A 16,357-nucleotide genomic window follows, 5' to 3' on the forward strand; every position below is an offset into this window, starting at 1 on the left:
GGAGGGCCGGCCCGCGGGATCAGATCACCAGCGGTAGTGCGCGAACGCCCGGTTGGCCTCGGCCATCTTGTGGGTGTCCTCGCGACGCTTCACGGAAGCGCCCAGGCCGTTGCTCGCATCGAGGATCTCGTTGGCGAGCCGCTCGACCATGGTCTTCTCGCGACGCTGCCGCGTGAAGGTCACCAGCCAGCGCAGCGCGAGGGTGTTGGCACGACCGGCCTTCACCTCGATCGGCACCTGGTAGGTGGCGCCACCGACGCGGCGGCTCTTCACCTCGAGCGACGGGCGGACGTTGTCGAGCGCCTTCTTGAGGGTGAGAACCGGATCGGTGCCGGTCTTCTCACGGGTGGCCTCGAGCGCGCCGTAGACGATGCGCTCGGCGGTCGACTTCTTGCCGTCCAGCAGCACCTTGTTCACGAGCTGCGTGACGACCTGCGAGCCGTAGACGGGGTCATTGACGACGGGGCGCTTGGGCGCCGGTCCCTTACGAGGCATCAGCCCTTCTCCTTCTTCGCGCCGTAGCGGCTCCGCGCCTGCTTGCGGTTCTTGACACCCTGGGTGTCGAGCGAACCGCGGATGATCTTGTAGCGAACACCCGGGAGGTCCTTCACACGACCGCCACGGACGAGCACCATCGAGTGCTCCTGAAGGTTGTGGCCTTCGCCGGGGATGTACGCGGTGACCTCGACCGAACTCGTCAGACGGACGCGGGCGACCTTACGGAGAGCCGAGTTCGGCTTCTTCGGGGTCGTGGTGTAGACGCGGGTGCACACGCCACGACGCTGCGGCGAGCCCTTGAGGGCGGCCACCTTCGTCTTGGACGCCTTGTCCCGGCGGCCCTTGCGGACCAGCTGGTTGATAGTTGGCATAGAAGCGCTGTTTCCTTCGTTTCGGCTGTCGCCGGCCGCACGGCCGGCTCTTCCTACTGCTGCGGTTGTAGCTCCGGGCAAGCGCCCTTCTTCGACGGGCGAAGAACGACGACTTCCGCAGCGCGGCCCCACCGGCTTCCACGACTCGCATCGTTTCCGCTGGTCAGTCCCGTTTCCGGGAAGTAGCTACCCGCCTCGCACGTACCCCGAGGTCGGGCGTGTCGCGTGTCCGTGGGCGGTTCCGGAGGTCCGGCCTAGCCATGGGCACGTGAGAATAGTCCTGGTTACCCAGGCACGGCGACCAAGCTTACCCGTCTGAACTCACACTGGTCAAAATGCATTGCCTACAGGCCACGATAGTCGCGCACCGGCACCCGTGGCCCGCGGCGTTCGCGGTCGACGCCCGCCCGGACCAGCAGCCGGATCACCCGCCCGCGCTGGCCGCGGTAGGGCTCGAGCACCTCGAGCATTCCGGGATCGTCCAACGCCTCGCCGGCGAGCGCTATTCCCACGATCCGCGGGAGGTGGTAGTCGCCCACCGGCACGGCGTCCGGATCGCCGCACGCCTTCCCGAGCACGTCCCCGACGGTCCACGGCCCGATGCCGGGGAGGGCCCCGAGCTTCGCGGCGCGATGCTCGACCGCGACGGCGCTCGCCCCGATGATCGTGCGCATCCGCACGGGCTCCACGCCGGCGCGGTGCCATTCCCACGCGGGGATCGCGGCCCACTCGGCGCGCTGCGGCGGCACCCGCAGGTCGGGGCCGACCGTCGGGCCCGGGGCTACGGTGCCGAACCGTCGGACCAGGTACCGCCAGGATCGCCACGCCTCGGCACCGACGACCTTCTGCTCCAGCACGGTCGGCACGAGCGCCTCCCAGACGCGGTTCGACCGGGTGAGCCGCAGGCCGGGCGAGGCCGCCACGGCCCGCTCGACGACGGCGTGCCGCGGTACCAGGGCCGACGGGTCGTCGTCCGCGCCGATCAGCGCGGGGGCGTTCTCGAGGAGCCAGTCGGCGCCGCTCCCCCACGCGCGCGCCGTCACGACGCCGGCGGCGAGGTGCAGGCGGAGCGTTCCCGGGCCGTCCGGGGTGTGCACGGCGCGCCAGAGCGCGCCGTCGGGCGTCCGCGCGTAGGCGGGATCGCCCCCGCCGCGGCGGAGCACGCCGACGGTGCCGTGCAGGTCGAGGGGGTACCCCGGTGCCCATGAGCGTTCTGCCGTCACCCGGCGAGGCTACGCCGCCCGGTGCCGGTACTTCTCCTCGTAGACCGCGGTGCGGCGGCGATGCTCGGCGAGCTGGCTGCCGCTCTCGGTGTGCGGGTCGATCCCGTTGTCGGCGAGCAGTTCCTGCAGGTAGATCGAGCGCAACCCGCCGACGAAGACGATGGCCGGCAGGGCCATCATCGCGACGAGCGCCAGCTTGACCCACAGCGGCGAGGGCAGGACCAGCGCGACGACGAGGAAGGGGACGAACATCAGTGCCCCGCGGATGAAGAAGCGACGGTTGTGGCCGGGGCCGGTGGCGTCGTTGACCACCCAGTCGTGCATGGAGTCGGGCAGGCGCATCCCCATGAGGTACTTCACCCGCTGGACGAGGTTCGGTGTGGTTTGTGGAGTGTGCGTGGACATGCCCCCAGGTTACGCCGGTGTGATGCGGGTCACAATCGAGTGGAATCGGGTCACCGCTCCGCGCTGCGCCGGTAAGCGAGCGCCGCGGCCCCGGCGAAGACCACGAACCAGACGACCACGTTGACGACGGCCCCGGCCAGCGAGGTGTGGGCTCCGGTGAGGGTCTCGCCGCCGGTCAGCGGGTACCGCGCGAGCGCGGTGATCCCGTACATCGGCGTGCACTGCGCGACGGTCAGCATCCCGCCCGACAGCGGGAAGAAGACGTTGCCGCCGAACGCCAGCACCGTGAGCAGCAGGCCCGGCACGTGCATCACGATCTCGGGCCGCAGCGCCAGGCCGAGCGCGAGCCCGAGCGCACCGAAGAGCGCCGACCCGAGCCAGGCGATGAGCAGCGACAGGACCCAGACCTGCGGTTCGGCCTGCGCGCCGGTCGCGGCGGCCAGCGCCGCGAGCACGAGCACCGGCAGCGCCGACATGGTCAGGGCGCTCACCACCTTCGAGGCGATGTACCCGGGCGGGCGGAGGGGCGTGAGGCGCAGCGTGCGCACCCACCCCGTCGACCGCTCGGCCGCGACCTGGGCCGCCGTCGTGGTGGCTGCGGCCGCGGAGCCGTAGAGCGCGAGGCCGATCATCATCCACGCGCCGAAGTCGCCGTGGGCGAACCGCGCGTCCGGCCCGGCCTGGGCGTGCAGCGCCAGGTACAGCACCACCGGCAGGACGGTGGTGACGATGAGGGTCTGCCGGTTGCGCAGCTGCCGCCGCACGTCGAGCAGGAGGAAGCGCGTCGTCAGGCCCCAGGCGGGCGCGGTCGTGGTGGTGGTCATGCCTTCTCCTCGGTGAGCTGCAGGAACGCCTCTTCGAGACCGTGGGTCCGGGTCTCCACGTCGCGGGCGTCGGTACGGGTGAGCAGGAATCGGAGTGCGTCGTCGGACGTGCGCGGGTCGCCGTCGACGGCGAAGACGGTGCGCTCGCCCCGCACCTCCGCCACCCGGACGCCGGGCACGGCCGCGACGAGGGCGGCGGCACCGTCGGGGCCGAGGACGGCGGAGACGCGGCGGCCGGTGGCGGCGGCGCGGACGTCGGCGGTGGCGCCGTCGGCGACGATCCGCCCGCCCGCGATCATCACGACGCGGTCGGCGAACCGGTCGGCCTCCTCGAGGTAGTGGGTGGCGAACAGGACGGTCGTGCCGCGGCGGGCGTCGGAGCGGACCTCGTCCCAGAACCGGCGCCGCGCGTCGACGTCCATGCCGGCGGTGGGCTCGTCGAGGACGAGCAGGTCGGGCTCGGCGAGCAGGGCCAGGGCGAACCGCAGGGCCTGCTGTTGCCCGCCGGAGCACTTCCCGACGGTGCGCCGCCGCAGGTCGCCGAGGCCGGCGCGGGCGATCGCGGCGTCGGGGTCGGAGCCGGGGTGCAGCGCGGCGATGAGGTCGACGGTGTCCTGCACGGTGAGGGTGGGCAGGAGCCCACCCGACTGCTGCACCGCGGCGACGGTGCCGGCGTGCGTCGCGGTGCCGGAGTCGGGGGCGATGAGGCCGAGGATCATGTCGATGGTGGTGCTCTTGCCCGCTCCGTTGGGGCCGAGGAACGCGACGACCTCGCCCTGCCGGACGGTGAGGTCGACGGCGTCGACGGCGGTGAAGCGCTCCCCCGTCGCGGTCGCGTAGGTCTTGGTCAGCGATCTGAGTTCCAGTGCCGGTGTCATGCCGTCGACGATGCCCGTGACCTGCGCCGATCGGATCCACCTGCGGGTGGAGACGCGGGTGGAGATCGGGACTGTGATGCGCATCACAGGCGGAGTAGATTCACTGCCATGCGTGTGCGGCTGTCCCTCTCCCTCGCGGCGGGTCTCGCGCTGTGCGCGACCGGCCCGGCCTTCGCGGCGGCACCCCCGCCGGGCGCACTGCTCGGCGAGTTCGCGCAGAACCAACTCGAGAACTGCGCCGCGATCTGCCCCTACGCGCTGCAGGGCGCGGTCGGCGTGCCGGCGGGTGTCCTGGCGGCACCGGGTGCGGCGCTGGCCGCGGCCCCGGGCGGCCCGTTCCGGGCGTTCGGGGCGGGCGCGGCGGCGGTGACCGGGCCCGCCGACGCCGCGATGACCGGCATCATCGGCAACGACCTCAACCAGGTGGTGCCGCGGTTCCAGAACGGCGTGGTCATCGGGCTGCTGGACCTGATGCGGATCGGCGGCGGCACCGGCTCGGTCGGGGCGCTGCGCACCGACCTGCTCGCCGCGCTGCAGCAGCCCCTGCCACCGGTGGCCCCGACACCTCCCCCGCTCACGACGCCCGCGCCCTTCGGCATCACGCCGGCGCCGCAGGGCCCGGCGGAGACCGCGGTGGTGCAGGGGACGAACGCCTTCTTCGCCGCGGCCTTCTACGTGCCGGAACTCTCGCTGCTCGGGGCGACGCAGACCGCGAACGCCGCGGCGACGACGCTCGCGCAGTCCGGTGACCCCGTCGCCGCGGCGCAGGCCGGTCTCGACGCCGCCGGCGCGGTAGCGGCGGAGAACACGCGGATCCTCGAGCGGGCCCTCACGACGCCGTCGACCAGCGGGACCGGCGCCGGCGCGCGGTCGACGAGCTCCGAGCCGGCGGATGCGGCGGGCGCGGGCGCCGGGCAGAGCGCGACGGTCACCGTCGGCGCCACCGGCTCGGACGACCCCGTCGGCACGAGCTCCACCAGTACGAACTCGACCGCTGCGACGGACTCCACCGATTCCGCCGGCGACGGGGACTGACCTACCGCGGACTCGCGGTGGCGATCAGCGGTTCGCTCAGGCGGACTCGGCCGCGGCCCGCGCCTCGATCCGCGCCCGGACCTCGGGGCGGCGCAGGGGCGGCACCGTCTTCGGCGGCTGCCGGCGCGCGGGCAGCGCGTCGAGCAGCTCCTCGGTGGCGGCGGTGACCTTGGCGACGGCCTTCTCGAAGGCGTCGCGGTTGGCGTCGCTGACCTTCTGGACGCCCGAGACCTTGCGCACGTACTGCCGCGCGGCGGCCTCGATCTCCTCGTCGGTGGCGGCGGGCTCGAGCCCCCGCAGTTCAGTGATGTTCCGGCACATACTCCGACGGTAGTCCCGTCGCCGGAATCCGTCACCCGACGAGCGCGGCCACCTCGTCGGCACAGCCCCAGCTGAGCGTGACCCCGGCGCCGCCGTGGCCGTAACAGTGGACGACGTCGCCCTCGCGCTCGAGGCGCACCGTCGGACGCGACGGCCGCAGGCCGATGTTGTGGCCGAGCACGCGCGCGTCCGCGAGCTCGGGGACGAGGGCGCGGGCCCGCGCGAGGATGGCGTCGGCGGTGGCCGGGTCGACGGTGAGGTCCTCGGCGCCGTGGTCCTCGGTGCCGCCGACCACGATGTCGCGCGAGCGCGGCACGACGTACGTGGTGACGCCGAGGTCGAGCGCGGAATCGTCGATCCACCACCGGTCCACGCCCACCTGCTCCAGGTAGACGACCTGCCCGCGCACGGGCTCCATGCCGGCGTCGCCGACGAGCTCGCGCGCGCCGAGGCCGGTCGCGTTGACGACGGTGCCGTCCAGCTCGGCGAGGGACCGGACGTCCCGCTGTTCGACGGTGCCGCCCAGCTCGCGCACGCGGCCCGCGAGCCACGGCAGGTAGACGGGCATCTCGATGACGGGCGAGACGAAGCTCCAGCCCTCGGCGTAGCCCGGGCGCGGCGCCTCGACGCGTTCCACGGACGGCACCGCGGAGGTCCACCAGGGCTCGGGCACGGGCTCGCGGAAGATCTCCGTGCCGGGCGTCATGACGACGCCGTCGACCCCGCGCGCGGCGAGGGCGGCGAATTCCGCGAGCGTCGCGGCGGACCAGCCGGTGACGCGGTCGCGGGGCTCGGCGAGGTAGGGGTACCAGACGGCGGCGGCCACGGCGGAGGTGATGTCGGGCGAGAGGCTCCGCCCGTACACGCGCACGTCGTGCCCCGCCTCGAGAAGTCGCACCGCGCACGACAGTCCGATCACGCCGGCACCGACGATCGTCACCTCAGCCATGCGTACACCCTGTCACGCCGGGCACCGGGCGCGGCGGCCGTTCCGCCGATGCCGCCGCCCCTTCACGATTGCAGCGTAGGCTTTGCGGTGGCACCACCCGATCGAATCACTCACTGACACAAGGAACTGCCATGAGCGAATACGTCGCCGTCATCTCCCTGCCCACCCGCGCCGCCACCTACGAGGAGTTCTCGGAACTCAAGAACACCGCCGACACGTACGGGATCGTCTCGTCGGCGATCGTCGAGCGCAACGCCGACGGCACCTACGACATCCCCGAGACCACCGACGGCACGACGGGCACCGGCACGCTCAGTGGTTCCCTCATCGGCATGCTCGTGGGTGTGCTGGGCGGACCGGTCGGCATGCTGCTCGGCATGTCCGTGGGCACCGCGACCGGCGCGCTCGTGGACGCGAGCAACCTCGACGACAGCGACGACGTGATCTCGCTGTTCGCGCAGCAGCTGCCGCCCGGCAACAACGCCATCATCGTGCAGACCGAGGAGCCCACGACCGATGCGCTCGACGCACAGGTCGCCCGGGCCGGCGGCCGCATCGCGCGCCGCCCGCTCGACGAGGTGATCAGCGAGCTCGAGGCGCAGCAGGACGCCGCGGACGCCGCCGCGAAGGCCGCCCGCAAGGCCGCGCACGAGCAGAAGAAGCAGGAGCGCCACGACAAGAACGAGGACCGGATCAACGCGCTCAAGGCGAAGTTCAGCCGCGACTGATCGCCCACGTCGTTAGGCTCGCCATGTGAGTGACTACGAGTTCCTGCAGGCAGCGCCGCCCGGTCCCTCCTTCGAGAGGAGCTGGCCCGTCCGCACGGGCGACGTCGACCCCGAGCGCCGGGTCCGGCTCGACGGCATCGCGCGCTACCTGCAGGACATGGCGAACGACGAGATGTTCCACCGCGGTTTCGACGCCACCGACCCGTACTGGCTGGTGCGCCGCAGCATCATCGATGTGCACGAGCCGCTGCACTGGCCCTCCGATGTGACCCTGCTCCGCTGGTGCGAATCGACCAGCTCCCGCTGGTGCAACATGCGGATCACGCTGCGCGGCAGCGCCGGTGGGCACGTCGAGACCGAGGCCTTCTGGATCCGGTTCAGCGCGGACTCGGGGATGCCCACGCACATCAGCGACGGCGGCATGGAGTACCTGCAGCAGTACGTGACGGAGACCCGGCTGCGCTGGAAGGCGCTCAACACCGCCACGCCGCCGGAGCCGTCGGCGGCCGATTACACGGTCAAGCTGCGCGCCACCGACTTCGACCCCTACCAGCACCTCAACAACGCCGCGTACCTGCAACTCGTCGAGGACGACCTGAACGGCGACCCGCTGCTCGCGGCCCCGCACCGCGCCGTCATCGAGTACCTCGCGCCGATCCCGTTGGGCTCCAGCGTGCAGGTGCGGTTCGAACGCGACGACGCCGGCTACCGGCAGTGGCTCTACCTCCTCGACGCCGACGGCGCGCCCGCCCGCAAGCCTGCCTCGGCCGTCTCCGTCGTCGCGCTCCCGGGTGAGCCCTTCGCCCCTCCGGCGCCGTGGCCACCGGAGCAGGTCGACCGCATCGAGTGGCGGGTCTGACGAAGACTCCGGCGCCCTCGGCCGGACACCGGCACCTCCAGAGCGATCCACCAGAAACTCAAATGACTAATATCTGGATCATTTGATTGATATTCTAGGCGAGTGTTCATCAATGAGCCGTTCGGCGGGATCATCGCGGGGCCACAGGGGACCGTCCTGGCCGCCGTGCTTCGCACGGGCACGCCGCTCACCGGTCGGCAGGTTCACCGGCTCGTCAGCGACCGGGCGAGTCAACAGACCGTCCAACGATGCCTCCACGATCTCGTGAAGCTGGGCCTGCTCACGGTGATGCGCGCGGGGAACGCGAACCTCTACGAAGTCAACGAGACTCACGTCGCCATCCCCTCCCTGCGCGAGCTCGTGTCGCCGCTGAATCTGCTTCGGCGAGTGATCGACGAGGCACTCGCGGACTCACCGCGCGGAGTGGTGGCCGTCGTCCTGTTCGGGTCGGCGGCCCGAGGCGAGGCGACCCCCGACAGCGATATCGACCTCGCTGTCATCGCGGACGGGATCTGGGACGATTCGCAGGGCCTGTGGGACGCCGTCGTACAGCGCTACGGCGGCACCTGCGACATCCTGCAGTACACCCCCGCGGAATTCATCGAATGGACCGCAGCGGGCGATGAAGCCGTTCTCCAGACGATCGCGCGCGACGGCATCACACTGTGGGGCGAGACGCCGACGACGACCTCGTCGCGGTGACGGCGGTCTGGGGGACCATGTCAGAACAACGCAATGAGGCACGTGCTCACCTGCAGCACGCCCACGACTTCCTGGATGGCGCGCGGGCGAACCTCGCGCTCGGCAACCTGCGGGCGGCGGGCAGTGATGCCGTACTCGCCGGGATCCGAGCGAAGGACGCGATGTCGACGGCATTGACGGGGTCCACTCGCAAGTCCGACGATCACCGTTCCGCGGTCAAGGAGTTGTCGACGGCACTCGGGAAGCGGCCCGAGACCCCCGCCGCCGAGCGTGCGCTCACCGAACTGGTGAAGTTCAAGACTCCGCTCCAGTACAGCACCCAGCGCATCGAGGAGACGAGGGTCACCGGGCTGGTTCGCCGAGCGGAGTCCCTGGTCGAACTCGCCGACGAGATCGTCACACAGGGCTAGGGCCTTCGGGAACGGCGACGCGCACGCGGTCGGCCCGGCTGTAGGCGTTGAAGTGGTCGCCGCGGACGAAGCCGAGGAGGGTCAGTCCGGCCTCGTCGGCGAGCTCCGCCGCGAGCGACGACGGTGCCGACACCGCGGAGAGCACGGGGATCCCGGCCATGACGGCCTTCTGCACGAGCTCGAAGCTGGCGCGCCCGGACACCTGGAGCACGGCGCCGCGCAACGGAAGCCGCTCCTGCAGCAGCGCCCAGCCGATCACCTTGTCGACGGCGTTGTGCCGCCCGACGTCCTCGCGCAGCACGAGCAGCTCGCCGGAGGCACCGTCGAACAGCCCGGCCGCGTGCAGGCCACCCGTCTTGTCGAAGACGGCCTGCCCGGCGCGGAGCCGGTCGGGGAGCGCGACGATCCGCTCGGGCGCGACGGTGACCGGGTCCTCGCGCACGTCGAAGCGGGAGACGGTGCGCACGGCGTCGATGCTCGCCTTGCCGCAGAGCCCGCACGAGCTGGTGGTGTAGAAGTTCCGGGCCGCGTCGGGCGAGGGCGGCCGGACACCGGGCGCGAGCGCCACGTCGAGCACGTTGTACTCGTTGATCTCCCCGCCGGCGCCGGGCCCGCCGCAGTGGATCGCGGAGCGGAACTCCGCGGCGGCGCCGATCACGCCCTCGGAGACCAGGAAGCCGGCGGCGAGTTCCACGTCGTGCCCGGGGGTGCGCATGGTGACCGCGAGCGGCGCGCCCGCGACGCGGATCTCCAGCGGTTCCTCAGCGGCGAGGGAGTCGATCCGGCGCACGGGATCGCTTCCGACGGTGACCTTCTCCACCGCCCGCCGCACCGTGATCCGTCCCATGCGACCGACGTTACACCGGGCGCCGCGGGACGCGGCCCGGCCTAGGGAGCCTCGCCGTCGCCCTCGGCCCGGTTGCCCGCGGCGACCTTGTGGGCGCGCAGTTCCTGGTCGAGCGCGGCGTCGAGCGCCCGGTCGAGCGCGGCGTGCGCGTTCTCGGTGCCCGCGCGGCGCATGGCACCGAGCAGGTCGACGGCCCACGCGACGTCCTCGTCCGTCGAGGGCAGCCAGCCCGGCCCGCGGCGGCGATCGACCTCGTCGTGCGCGGCGGTCATGTAGATCTCGGCCGCCTCGGCCATCGTGGCGGCGAACCGCTTGTGCACGTCGACCAGGGCGGCGAGGTCCATGCCCCTGCCGACCAGGCGCGCGAGGTTGCCCACGATGTGCCGGTCGGCCGCCTCATAGCGGCCCGGTTCGTCGGTCTCGGCGACCACGCCCGCCTCGATCAGGGAGGCGAGCGCGGCGTCGTCGAGCGGCCCGAGCCGGGCCTCGAGGTCCCCGCGATCGAGGACGGGGCCCTTCCCGGAGGCCCACGGCTCGTCGAGGATCTCCGTCAGGTCCAGGGCGTCGCCGATCCGGGCGCCGGGGTTGGTGAGGAAGGTCGCGATGTGCCCGAGGTTGAACCCGTTGCTGAGCAGCTTGTTGATGGCCAGCAGGTTCCGCAGGTGCTTCTCGGTGTAGATCGCGACGCGCCCCCGGCGCAGCGGCTGCGGCAGGAGCCCGCGCTCCTGGTAGCCCCGGATGTTGCGGGTCGTCGTCCCCGACACCCGGGCCAGGTCGTCGATCCGGTACTCGGTCATGCTCCGCATGCTATCCGGCCGGAACTGCGACGCCCGCCTCCTCGTGCACGAGGATCCGGTAGTCCTGCAGGTCGACGGTGCGCAGCTGGCCCACGTACTGCGAGGCGAAGCCCGGGTACATGGTGGCGTTGAAGCCGTCGTCGGTGAGGTACCAGCTGCTGCAGCCGGAGTTCCACGTGGTCGCGGTGAGCCGGCGCTGGATGTCGCGGTTGTACTCCTCCTGGACGTCGGCGCGCACGTCGAGCGCCTTCCAGCCGTTGCGGATCAGCTGGGCGATCGCGTCGGTGATGTAGTCGATCTGCGCCTCCATGTAGACCAGCGCGGAGCTGTGCCCGGGCCCGGAGTTGGGGCCGAAGGTGACGTACAGGTTGGGGTACCCGGAGACGGCGACGCTGCGGTAGGCGTACGCGCCGCCGCTCCATTCGTCGGCGAGCACGCGGCCGTCGAGGCCCGTGACGGGGACCGGCGAGCCGGTCTTGGAGACGTCGAAGCCGGTGGCGAAGACGATGCAGTCGAAGCGGTGCTCCACACCCTCGACGGTGCGGATCCCCTGCGGCGCGATCCGCGCGATCGGCCACGTGACGAGCTTGCAGTTGTCGCGCTGCAGCGCCGGGTAGTAGTCGCTGGTCATGAGCAGGCGCTTGCAGCCGGCGGCGAAGTCGGGGGTGAGCTGGCGCCGCAGCCACGGGTCGCGCACCTGCAGCCGCAGGTGCAGCTTGCTGACGGCCTCCACGACGCGGGTGAGCGGCGTGTTCCAGACGACGCCAAGGGCGACGGACTCGTGGCCCCAGAACCACAGGGCCCGGGCGAGCTGCTGCGCGCCGGGGATCGAGCGGTAGAGCCCCTTGGTGAATTCGCCCGTCTCGGTGTTGATCCGGGGCAGCACCCACCCCGGGGTGCGCTGGAAGACCTTGACCGAGGCGGCCGTCTTCACCAGCTCGGGCACGATCTGCACGGCGCTGGCTCCGGTGCCGACGACGGCCACCTTCTTGCCGGTGAAGTCGTAGTCGTGGTCCCAGCGGGCGCTGTGGATCTTGTGGCCCTCGTAGTCCTCGATACCGCGGATCGCGGGGAAGGAGCAGTTCGCGAGAGGTCCGGAGGCGAGGATCACCGAGCGGGCGCGGATCGGCTCGCGGCCGTCGAGGGCGATGGTCCACTCCCCCGCGTCCGCGTCGTACTCGAGTCCGGTCACGGTGTGCTCGAACCGGATGTGCGCGCCGACGCCGGTGCTCTCGACCATGCCCTCGATGTAGGAGAGGATCTCCGCGCTGCCGGAGTAGGTGTGCGACCAGTCGGGGTTGGGCGCGAAGCTGTACGAGTACAGGCGCGACGGGATGTCGCAGGCGGCACCGGGGTAGGTGTTGTCGCGCCAGGTGCCGCCGATGCGGGTGTCGCGCTCGAGGACGACGAAGTCGTCGATCCCCTTGTCGCGGAGGCGGATGGCGGCGCCGACGCCGGCGAAGCCGGCGCCGATGACGGCTACGGAGTGGGTCATGGCTGTGATGTCCTCGTCAGGCGGTGGGCTCGTAGGTCAGTTCCTGCGACCAGGTGGGCGTGCGGTGCACCAGGGGGAACGGGATGAGGGACGTCGCCTTCACCAGCGTGTCCGCGGGCACGTGGTAGAGCCGGTTGGTGCGGTTGATCACCCAGCTCCCGTGCCACGCGACGACGCGGAACATGGGGAGCCGCTTGATGTATTCGCTGCGGTCGCCGGCGGCGCGGTAGCGCTTCATCGCCCCGTACAGCCGCTCCTCGTCGACGCCCATCTCGACGATGTTGTCACGCATCTTGTTCAGCAGCGGCACGTAGCTGAGGAAGCCGATGAGCAGCGAGGGCTTGACCCAGCCGCCAACGAAGTCGATGGTCCGCTTGCGCAGGTCGGCGTGGCCGAGCATGTCCATGACCTCGAAGTCCACGGCGAGGTGGCGGGACTCGTCGGCGTTGATCCGCTTGAACACCTCCTGGGCGATGGGGTCCTTCACCTCGTCGGTGATGAACTTGATCAGGGCGCCGTCGAGGGCGACCTCGAGCATCGGGATGACGGTGCCGAGGAAGGAGAGCGACATGCCGTCGGAGTACTGGTCGAGCCAGTTGATCACCAACTGCACGTTGATGTTCGGCGACGGGATCTCGTCGTCGTCGAGCATGCCCCAGCGGCGCATGAGCGCGAGCTCGGCGTTGGCGTGCTTCTGCTCCTCCGCGTGGAAGTGCTCGTAGATGCTCTTGAGGGTTGGGGTCGGGGCCTTGCGCGCCATCGCGGCGAAGCCGCGAGCGCCCACGTTCTCGATCCACATCAGGTCGGAGAGGAAGGGCTTGAGCTTGGCGTGCAGGTCCGGGTCGATGAGCTCGGCACCGGGGGCGTCCCAGTCGATGTCGGCGAGGGCCCACTGCCGGTCCTTGATCATCGTGAGCATGTTGTCGAGGTCCATGGCCATGACGGAGTTCCTTTCGGGGGGTGCGGCGGTCAGGAGGCGGGCAGGAGTCGGGTGAGCAACCCCAGGCCGCGGACGTAGGGCGTCGGGAAGTGGCGCTTGAGGTGCCAGATGACGTTCGCGTCGAGCTGCGGCACCACGTAGAGGCGACCGAGGTCCAGCGCGTCGAGGGTCTGCGCGGCGACGCCGTCGGGCGAGATCCCGGTGAGCTTCATGAGGGTGCCGGCGAGGTTCTTGCTGCCCTCGGTGATCCGCCCGTCGCGCGCGACGTTGGTCTTGACGAAGGTGGGACACAGCACCGTCACGTTCACGCCGGTGCCGGCGAGCTCGGCGGCGAGGGTCTCCGAGAGCGACATGACGCCGGCCTTGGAGACGTTGTAGGGCCCCATCGACGGGGCCGCCGCGAAGCCCGCGGCGGAGGCGACGTTGATGATGCCGCCGCGACCCGCCTCGCGGAGCATCGGCGCGAAGAGCTCGCAGCCGTGCACCACGCCCCAGAGGTTGATGCCGAGGGCCCAGTTCCAGTCGTCGAGCCCGATGTCGCCGACGGGGCGGCCGCCGATCCCGACGCCCGCGTTGTTGATCACGAGGGTGGGCGGACCGTCGAAGACCGTGCGCGCGAACGCCGCGAGGGATTCGACGGCCGTGCGCTCGGCCACGTCGACGACGGCGGCGTGCGCGGTCCCACCCCGGGCCTCGATCAGCGCGACGGTCTCCTTCGCGCGCCCCTCATCGATGTCGGCGCAGACGATCTCGCCGCCGCGGCGGGCGAGTTCGAGCGCGAAGGCGCGGCCGATGCCGCTGCCCGCCCCGGTGACGACCGCCTTCGCGTGGGCGGTGATCGGATCGCGGACGAGGTGGTGCAACAGTCGGTCGATACCGAACATCAGGAGGCCTCCGAATCAGTGTGGGCCGCAGCGCTGTCGAGCGCCGCGAGGAAGTCGCGCACCCGCAGGAGCGCGGCGTCCGCCTCCGGCGCGAGCCGGGGCAGTGCCTGGAAGACGTGCATGAGCCCGGGCCAGACCTCCAGCGTGCTCGCGCCGCCGTGGCCGCGGAGCTCCGCGTCGAGGTACCGGGCGTCCGCGGACAACATCTCGGCGCCGCCGGCCTGGATCAGGAAGGGCGGCAGTCGGTCCGAGCGCCAGAAGTCGAGGTGCAGGCGCGGGTGGGCCGGGTCGATGCCGGCGGTGTAGAGGTCGACGAGGCGCTTCGCCGCGGCCGCGGAGATGGCGGGGTCGCGCCGGACGCGTTCCTGTTGCGCCGCGAGAGCGAAGGTGAGGTCGATGAGCGGGGAGAACAGGACGGCCGCGGCGGGCTGCGGGCGGTCCGCGGCCGCGTGCTGCAGCAGCAGGTCGCAGATGAGGTGGCCGCCGGCCGAGTCGCCGGCGATCACCAGGTCCTCGGCCGCGTAGCCCTGGGTGAGCAGCCAGTCCCAGCCGGCGGCGACGTCGCCCGCGGCGGTCGGGAACGGATGCTCCGGGGCGAGCCGGTAGTCCACCACGAAGACCGGCAGGCCGGTGGCCGCCGACAGCCGTGCCGCCAGGCTGCGGTGGGTGCGCGCCGAACAGATCGCGTACGCGCTGCCGTGCACGTAGTAGATCGCGCGCCGGCCGTAGGTGACGCCGGGGCCGAGGACCCAGTCGCCGCGCACCGGCGCGCGGACGCCGGTGACGGCGGTGCCGCGCGGGGTCGAGCCGAGGGCGCCCATGATCGCGGCGACGAGGCCGCGGGCGACGCGGATCCCGGGGGCGTTCATCGGGATGAGGCCGCTGGTCACCCCGAGCCCGTACCGGGTCAGGACGGCGGCGACGTCGGACCGCGTGGTCGAGTCCGACGGGACCGGCGGCGCCGGTGTCGTGGTTCGCATGACATTCACACCACCAGCAATCGTGCCATTTGTCAATGGCACAGTTATCGCGGTAGCGTCCGGGTTCCCCGACGAAGGAGCTGAGCACGTGGATTCACCGACCCCCGCGCCGTCGCATCCGCTCGAGATCATCGACGTGATCGAGGAGACCCCCGACGCCGTCTCCCTGGTCTTCGCGCGCCCCGCCGGGGATCGCTTCGACTACCGCCCCGGACAGTTCCTGACGCTGCGGGTGCCGGGCACGCCGGAGGACGGCACCACCTGGGCGCCGCGCTGCTACTCGCTCTCCAGCGCCCCCGCGCTCGACGAGCACCTGCAGGTCACCGTCAAGCGCACCGCCGGTGGCTACGCCTCGAACTGGCTGTGCGACAACGCGAAACCGGGAATGACACTCGACTCCCTGCCGCCCGGCGGGCGGTTCACCGTGCGCGACGACCCCGACCGGCTCGTCCTGTTCGCCGCCGGGAGCGGCATCACCCCGGTGATCTCGATCCTGCGGGCCGCTCTGGCCGAGTCCGCCGTGCCGGTGGTGCTCGTCTACGCGAACCGGGACCGCGCCTCCGTCGTCTTCGACGGCGCGCTGACCGCGCTGGCCGCGGCCCACGGCGACCGGCTGCACGTGACGCACTGGCTCGAGTCCGAGCGCGGGCTTCCCGACGCCGCGGCTCTCGCCGCTCTGCTCCCGGCACCCACCGCCGCGACGTCGGCGTACCTGTGCGGGCCGGCCGCGTTCATGGATCGCGCGACCGAGGCGGCCACGGCGGCGGGCGTCGACGGTGCGCGCATCCACCGCGAGGCCTTCTCGTCCCTCACCGGCGACCCCTTCGCCGTCGCGCCTGCGGCCGGCGGCCCGGCACCGTCGGACGGTGCCGCGACCGTCACCGTCGACCTGAACGGCGAGAGCACCGTCCTCGCCTGGCCGCGCGACCAGGTGCTGCTCGACGCGCTCCTGGACCGGGGCCTCGACGCGCCCTACGTGTGCCGCGAGGGCAACTGCGGCGGCTGCGCCTTCACGCTGCGCCGCGGCGAGGTGCACATGCTGGTCAACGACACCCTCGACGATCACGAGCTCGGCAACGGCGTCCGGCTCGCCTGCCAATCGCTCCCCCGCGCGGACGAACTGGAGGCCGAGTTCGACTGACCGATGAGTTCCGGGCGCCCGCGGAGTCGGTATTCACGGGCGCCGCGCGCGGCGGCGCCGGAGAGGACAG

Annotated in this window: 20 protein-coding genes; 6 read left to right on the top strand and 14 right to left on the bottom strand. The window is 71.7% G+C overall.

The window, feature by feature from the left end; translation table 11 throughout:
* Window positions 1–24 precede the first annotated feature (24 nt).
* From rpsG to BLW32_RS23105, 6 genes are all read right to left on the bottom strand, one after another.
* Complete coding sequence (gene rpsG / locus BLW32_RS23080; protein WP_068522691.1) at window positions 25–495, bottom strand: 30S ribosomal protein S7; 471 nt, start codon at window positions 493–495, stop codon at window positions 25–27.
* On the bottom strand, window positions 495–869 hold the full coding sequence (gene rpsL, locus BLW32_RS23085) for a 30S ribosomal protein S12 (protein WP_068522692.1): 375 nt from the start codon (window positions 867–869) through the stop codon (window positions 495–497). The genes rpsG and rpsL overlap by 1 nt, the downstream gene beginning before the upstream one ends.
* 344 nt (window positions 870–1,213) lie before the next feature.
* Window positions 1,214–2,092, bottom strand: coding sequence for a DNA-3-methyladenine glycosylase family protein (locus tag BLW32_RS23090; RefSeq protein ID WP_068741529.1), 879 nt, complete (start codon window positions 2,090–2,092; stop codon window positions 1,214–1,216).
* 9 nt (window positions 2,093–2,101) lie between these two features.
* Complete coding sequence (locus BLW32_RS23095; RefSeq protein ID WP_068626442.1) at window positions 2,102–2,497, bottom strand: DUF5313 family protein; 396 nt, start codon at window positions 2,495–2,497, stop codon at window positions 2,102–2,104.
* A gap of 50 nt (window positions 2,498–2,547) precedes the next feature.
* Window positions 2,548–3,321, bottom strand: coding sequence for an ABC transporter permease (locus BLW32_RS23100; protein ID WP_068741528.1), 774 nt, complete (start codon window positions 3,319–3,321; stop codon window positions 2,548–2,550).
* Window positions 3,318–4,199, bottom strand: a complete 882-nt coding sequence (locus BLW32_RS23105) for an ABC transporter ATP-binding protein (RefSeq protein WP_068523279.1) — start codon at window positions 4,197–4,199, stop codon at window positions 3,318–3,320. The genes BLW32_RS23100 and BLW32_RS23105 overlap by 4 nt, the downstream gene beginning before the upstream one ends.
* Window positions 4,200–4,307: 108 nt before the next feature.
* On the opposite strand from BLW32_RS23105, the gene BLW32_RS23110 reads away from it, so the two are divergent.
* A complete protein-coding gene (locus BLW32_RS23110; protein WP_068741527.1) occupies window positions 4,308–5,234 on the top strand; it encodes a hypothetical protein in 927 nt (308 codons plus the stop codon).
* A gap of 36 nt (window positions 5,235–5,270) precedes the next feature.
* Here BLW32_RS23110 and BLW32_RS23115 read toward each other — a convergent pair whose 3' ends face one another.
* Both BLW32_RS23115 and BLW32_RS23120 read right to left on the bottom strand, forming a co-directional pair.
* A complete protein-coding gene (locus BLW32_RS23115; protein WP_068522697.1) occupies window positions 5,271–5,555 on the bottom strand; it encodes a DUF2277 domain-containing protein in 285 nt (94 codons plus the stop codon).
* Window positions 5,556–5,586: 31 nt separating this feature from the next.
* Window positions 5,587–6,504: an NAD(P)/FAD-dependent oxidoreductase gene (locus tag BLW32_RS23120; protein WP_068741526.1), complete on the bottom strand. Its 918-nt coding sequence runs from the start codon at window positions 6,502–6,504 to the stop codon at window positions 5,587–5,589.
* Window positions 6,505–6,635: 131 nt separating this feature from the next.
* Between BLW32_RS23120 and BLW32_RS23125 the strand changes: the two genes are divergently transcribed.
* The 4 genes from BLW32_RS23125 to BLW32_RS23140 all read left to right on the top strand — a co-directional run bounded on the left by BLW32_RS23125 (window position 6,636) and on the right by BLW32_RS23140 (window position 9,203).
* Window positions 6,636–7,232, top strand: a complete 597-nt coding sequence (locus BLW32_RS23125; RefSeq protein WP_068522699.1) for a DUF1269 domain-containing protein — start codon at window positions 6,636–6,638, stop codon at window positions 7,230–7,232.
* Window positions 7,233–7,257: 25 nt separating this feature from the next.
* Window positions 7,258–8,091 carry an acyl-[acyl-carrier-protein] thioesterase gene (locus tag BLW32_RS23130; RefSeq protein ID WP_068522700.1) on the top strand — a complete coding sequence of 278 codons (834 nt, stop codon included), beginning with the start codon at window positions 7,258–7,260 and terminating at the stop codon, window positions 8,089–8,091.
* 339 nt (window positions 8,092–8,430) lie between these two features.
* Window positions 8,431–8,793: a nucleotidyltransferase family protein gene (locus tag BLW32_RS28480; RefSeq protein ID WP_372456760.1), complete on the top strand. Its 363-nt coding sequence runs from the start codon at window positions 8,431–8,433 to the stop codon at window positions 8,791–8,793.
* A 17-nt stretch (window positions 8,794–8,810) separates the two neighbouring features.
* Window positions 8,811–9,203 (top strand): hypothetical protein, encoded by a 393-nt coding sequence (locus tag BLW32_RS23140; RefSeq protein WP_068741670.1) that lies wholly within the window; start codon window positions 8,811–8,813, stop codon window positions 9,201–9,203.
* Here the strand turns inward: BLW32_RS23140 and fdhD are convergent.
* Genes fdhD through BLW32_RS23170 form a run of 6 tightly spaced genes read right to left on the bottom strand, consistent with a single transcriptional unit; the run spans window position 9,190 to window position 15,146 of the window.
* A complete protein-coding gene (fdhD, locus tag BLW32_RS23145) occupies window positions 9,190–10,050 on the bottom strand; it encodes a formate dehydrogenase accessory sulfurtransferase FdhD (protein ID WP_068741525.1) in 861 nt (286 codons plus the stop codon). The genes BLW32_RS23140 and fdhD overlap by 14 nt on opposite strands.
* A gap of 41 nt (window positions 10,051–10,091) precedes the next feature.
* On the bottom strand, window positions 10,092–10,847 hold the full coding sequence (locus BLW32_RS23150; RefSeq protein WP_068523280.1) for a MerR family transcriptional regulator: 756 nt from the start codon (window positions 10,845–10,847) through the stop codon (window positions 10,092–10,094).
* 10 nt (window positions 10,848–10,857) lie between these two features.
* Entirely contained in the window at window positions 10,858–12,342 is a 1,485-nt protein-coding gene (locus BLW32_RS23155; RefSeq protein ID WP_068741524.1) for a flavin-containing monooxygenase, read from the bottom strand.
* 16 nt (window positions 12,343–12,358) lie between these two features.
* Window positions 12,359–13,282: a reductase gene (locus BLW32_RS23160; protein WP_068741523.1), complete on the bottom strand. Its 924-nt coding sequence runs from the start codon at window positions 13,280–13,282 to the stop codon at window positions 12,359–12,361.
* A 29-nt stretch (window positions 13,283–13,311) separates the two neighbouring features.
* Window positions 13,312–14,166: an SDR family NAD(P)-dependent oxidoreductase gene (locus tag BLW32_RS23165; RefSeq protein ID WP_175546304.1), complete on the bottom strand. Its 855-nt coding sequence runs from the start codon at window positions 14,164–14,166 to the stop codon at window positions 13,312–13,314.
* Window positions 14,166–15,146, bottom strand: coding sequence for an alpha/beta hydrolase (locus BLW32_RS23170; RefSeq protein WP_068741521.1), 981 nt, complete (start codon window positions 15,144–15,146; stop codon window positions 14,166–14,168). Before BLW32_RS23170 ends, BLW32_RS23165 begins: the two co-directional genes overlap by 1 nt.
* Window positions 15,147–15,234: 88 nt before the next feature.
* On the opposite strand from BLW32_RS23170, the gene BLW32_RS23175 reads away from it, so the two are divergent.
* Window positions 15,235–16,287, top strand: coding sequence for a ferredoxin--NADP reductase (locus tag BLW32_RS23175; RefSeq protein ID WP_068741520.1), 1,053 nt, complete (start codon window positions 15,235–15,237; stop codon window positions 16,285–16,287).
* Window positions 16,288–16,357 lie beyond the last annotated feature (70 nt).

Source organism: Tsukamurella tyrosinosolvens (assembly GCF_900104775.1).
GTDB classification, from domain to species: domain Bacteria; phylum Actinomycetota; class Actinomycetes; order Mycobacteriales; family Mycobacteriaceae; genus Tsukamurella; species Tsukamurella tyrosinosolvens.

Bases quoted from the DNA above. Each gene is read 5' to 3' on its own strand.
- rpsG (WP_068522691.1), bottom strand. From the start codon at position 495: ATGCCTCGTAAGGGACCGGCGCCCAAGCGCCCCGTCGTCAATGACCCC.
- rpsL (WP_068522692.1), bottom strand. From the start codon at position 869: ATGCCAACTATCAACCAGCTGGTCCGCAAGGGCCGCCGGGACAAGGCG.
- BLW32_RS23095 (WP_068626442.1), bottom strand. From the start codon at position 2,497: ATGTCCACGCACACTCCACAAACCACACCGAACCTCGTCCAGCGGGTG.
- BLW32_RS23100 (WP_068741528.1), bottom strand. From the start codon at position 3,321: ATGACCACCACCACGACCGCGCCCGCCTGGGGCCTGACGACGCGCTTC.
- BLW32_RS23105 (WP_068523279.1), bottom strand. From the start codon at position 4,199: ATGACACCGGCACTGGAACTCAGATCGCTGACCAAGACCTACGCGACC.
- BLW32_RS23110 (WP_068741527.1), top strand. From the start codon at position 4,308: ATGCGTGTGCGGCTGTCCCTCTCCCTCGCGGCGGGTCTCGCGCTGTGC.
- BLW32_RS23115 (WP_068522697.1), bottom strand. From the start codon at position 5,555: ATGTGCCGGAACATCACTGAACTGCGGGGGCTCGAGCCCGCCGCCACC.
- BLW32_RS23120 (WP_068741526.1), bottom strand. From the start codon at position 6,504: ATGGCTGAGGTGACGATCGTCGGTGCCGGCGTGATCGGACTGTCGTGC.
- BLW32_RS23125 (WP_068522699.1), top strand. From the start codon at position 6,636: ATGAGCGAATACGTCGCCGTCATCTCCCTGCCCACCCGCGCCGCCACC.
- BLW32_RS23140 (WP_068741670.1), top strand. From the start codon at position 8,811: ATGTCAGAACAACGCAATGAGGCACGTGCTCACCTGCAGCACGCCCAC.
- fdhD (WP_068741525.1), bottom strand. From the start codon at position 10,050: ATGGGACGGATCACGGTGCGGCGGGCGGTGGAGAAGGTCACCGTCGGA.
- BLW32_RS23150 (WP_068523280.1), bottom strand. From the start codon at position 10,847: ATGACCGAGTACCGGATCGACGACCTGGCCCGGGTGTCGGGGACGACG.
- BLW32_RS23155 (WP_068741524.1), bottom strand. From the start codon at position 12,342: ATGACCCACTCCGTAGCCGTCATCGGCGCCGGCTTCGCCGGCGTCGGC.
- BLW32_RS23160 (WP_068741523.1), bottom strand. From the start codon at position 13,282: ATGGCCATGGACCTCGACAACATGCTCACGATGATCAAGGACCGGCAG.
- BLW32_RS23165 (WP_175546304.1), bottom strand. From the start codon at position 14,166: ATGTTCGGTATCGACCGACTGTTGCACCACCTCGTCCGCGATCCGATC.
- BLW32_RS23170 (WP_068741521.1), bottom strand. From the start codon at position 15,146: ATGCGAACCACGACACCGGCGCCGCCGGTCCCGTCGGACTCGACCACG.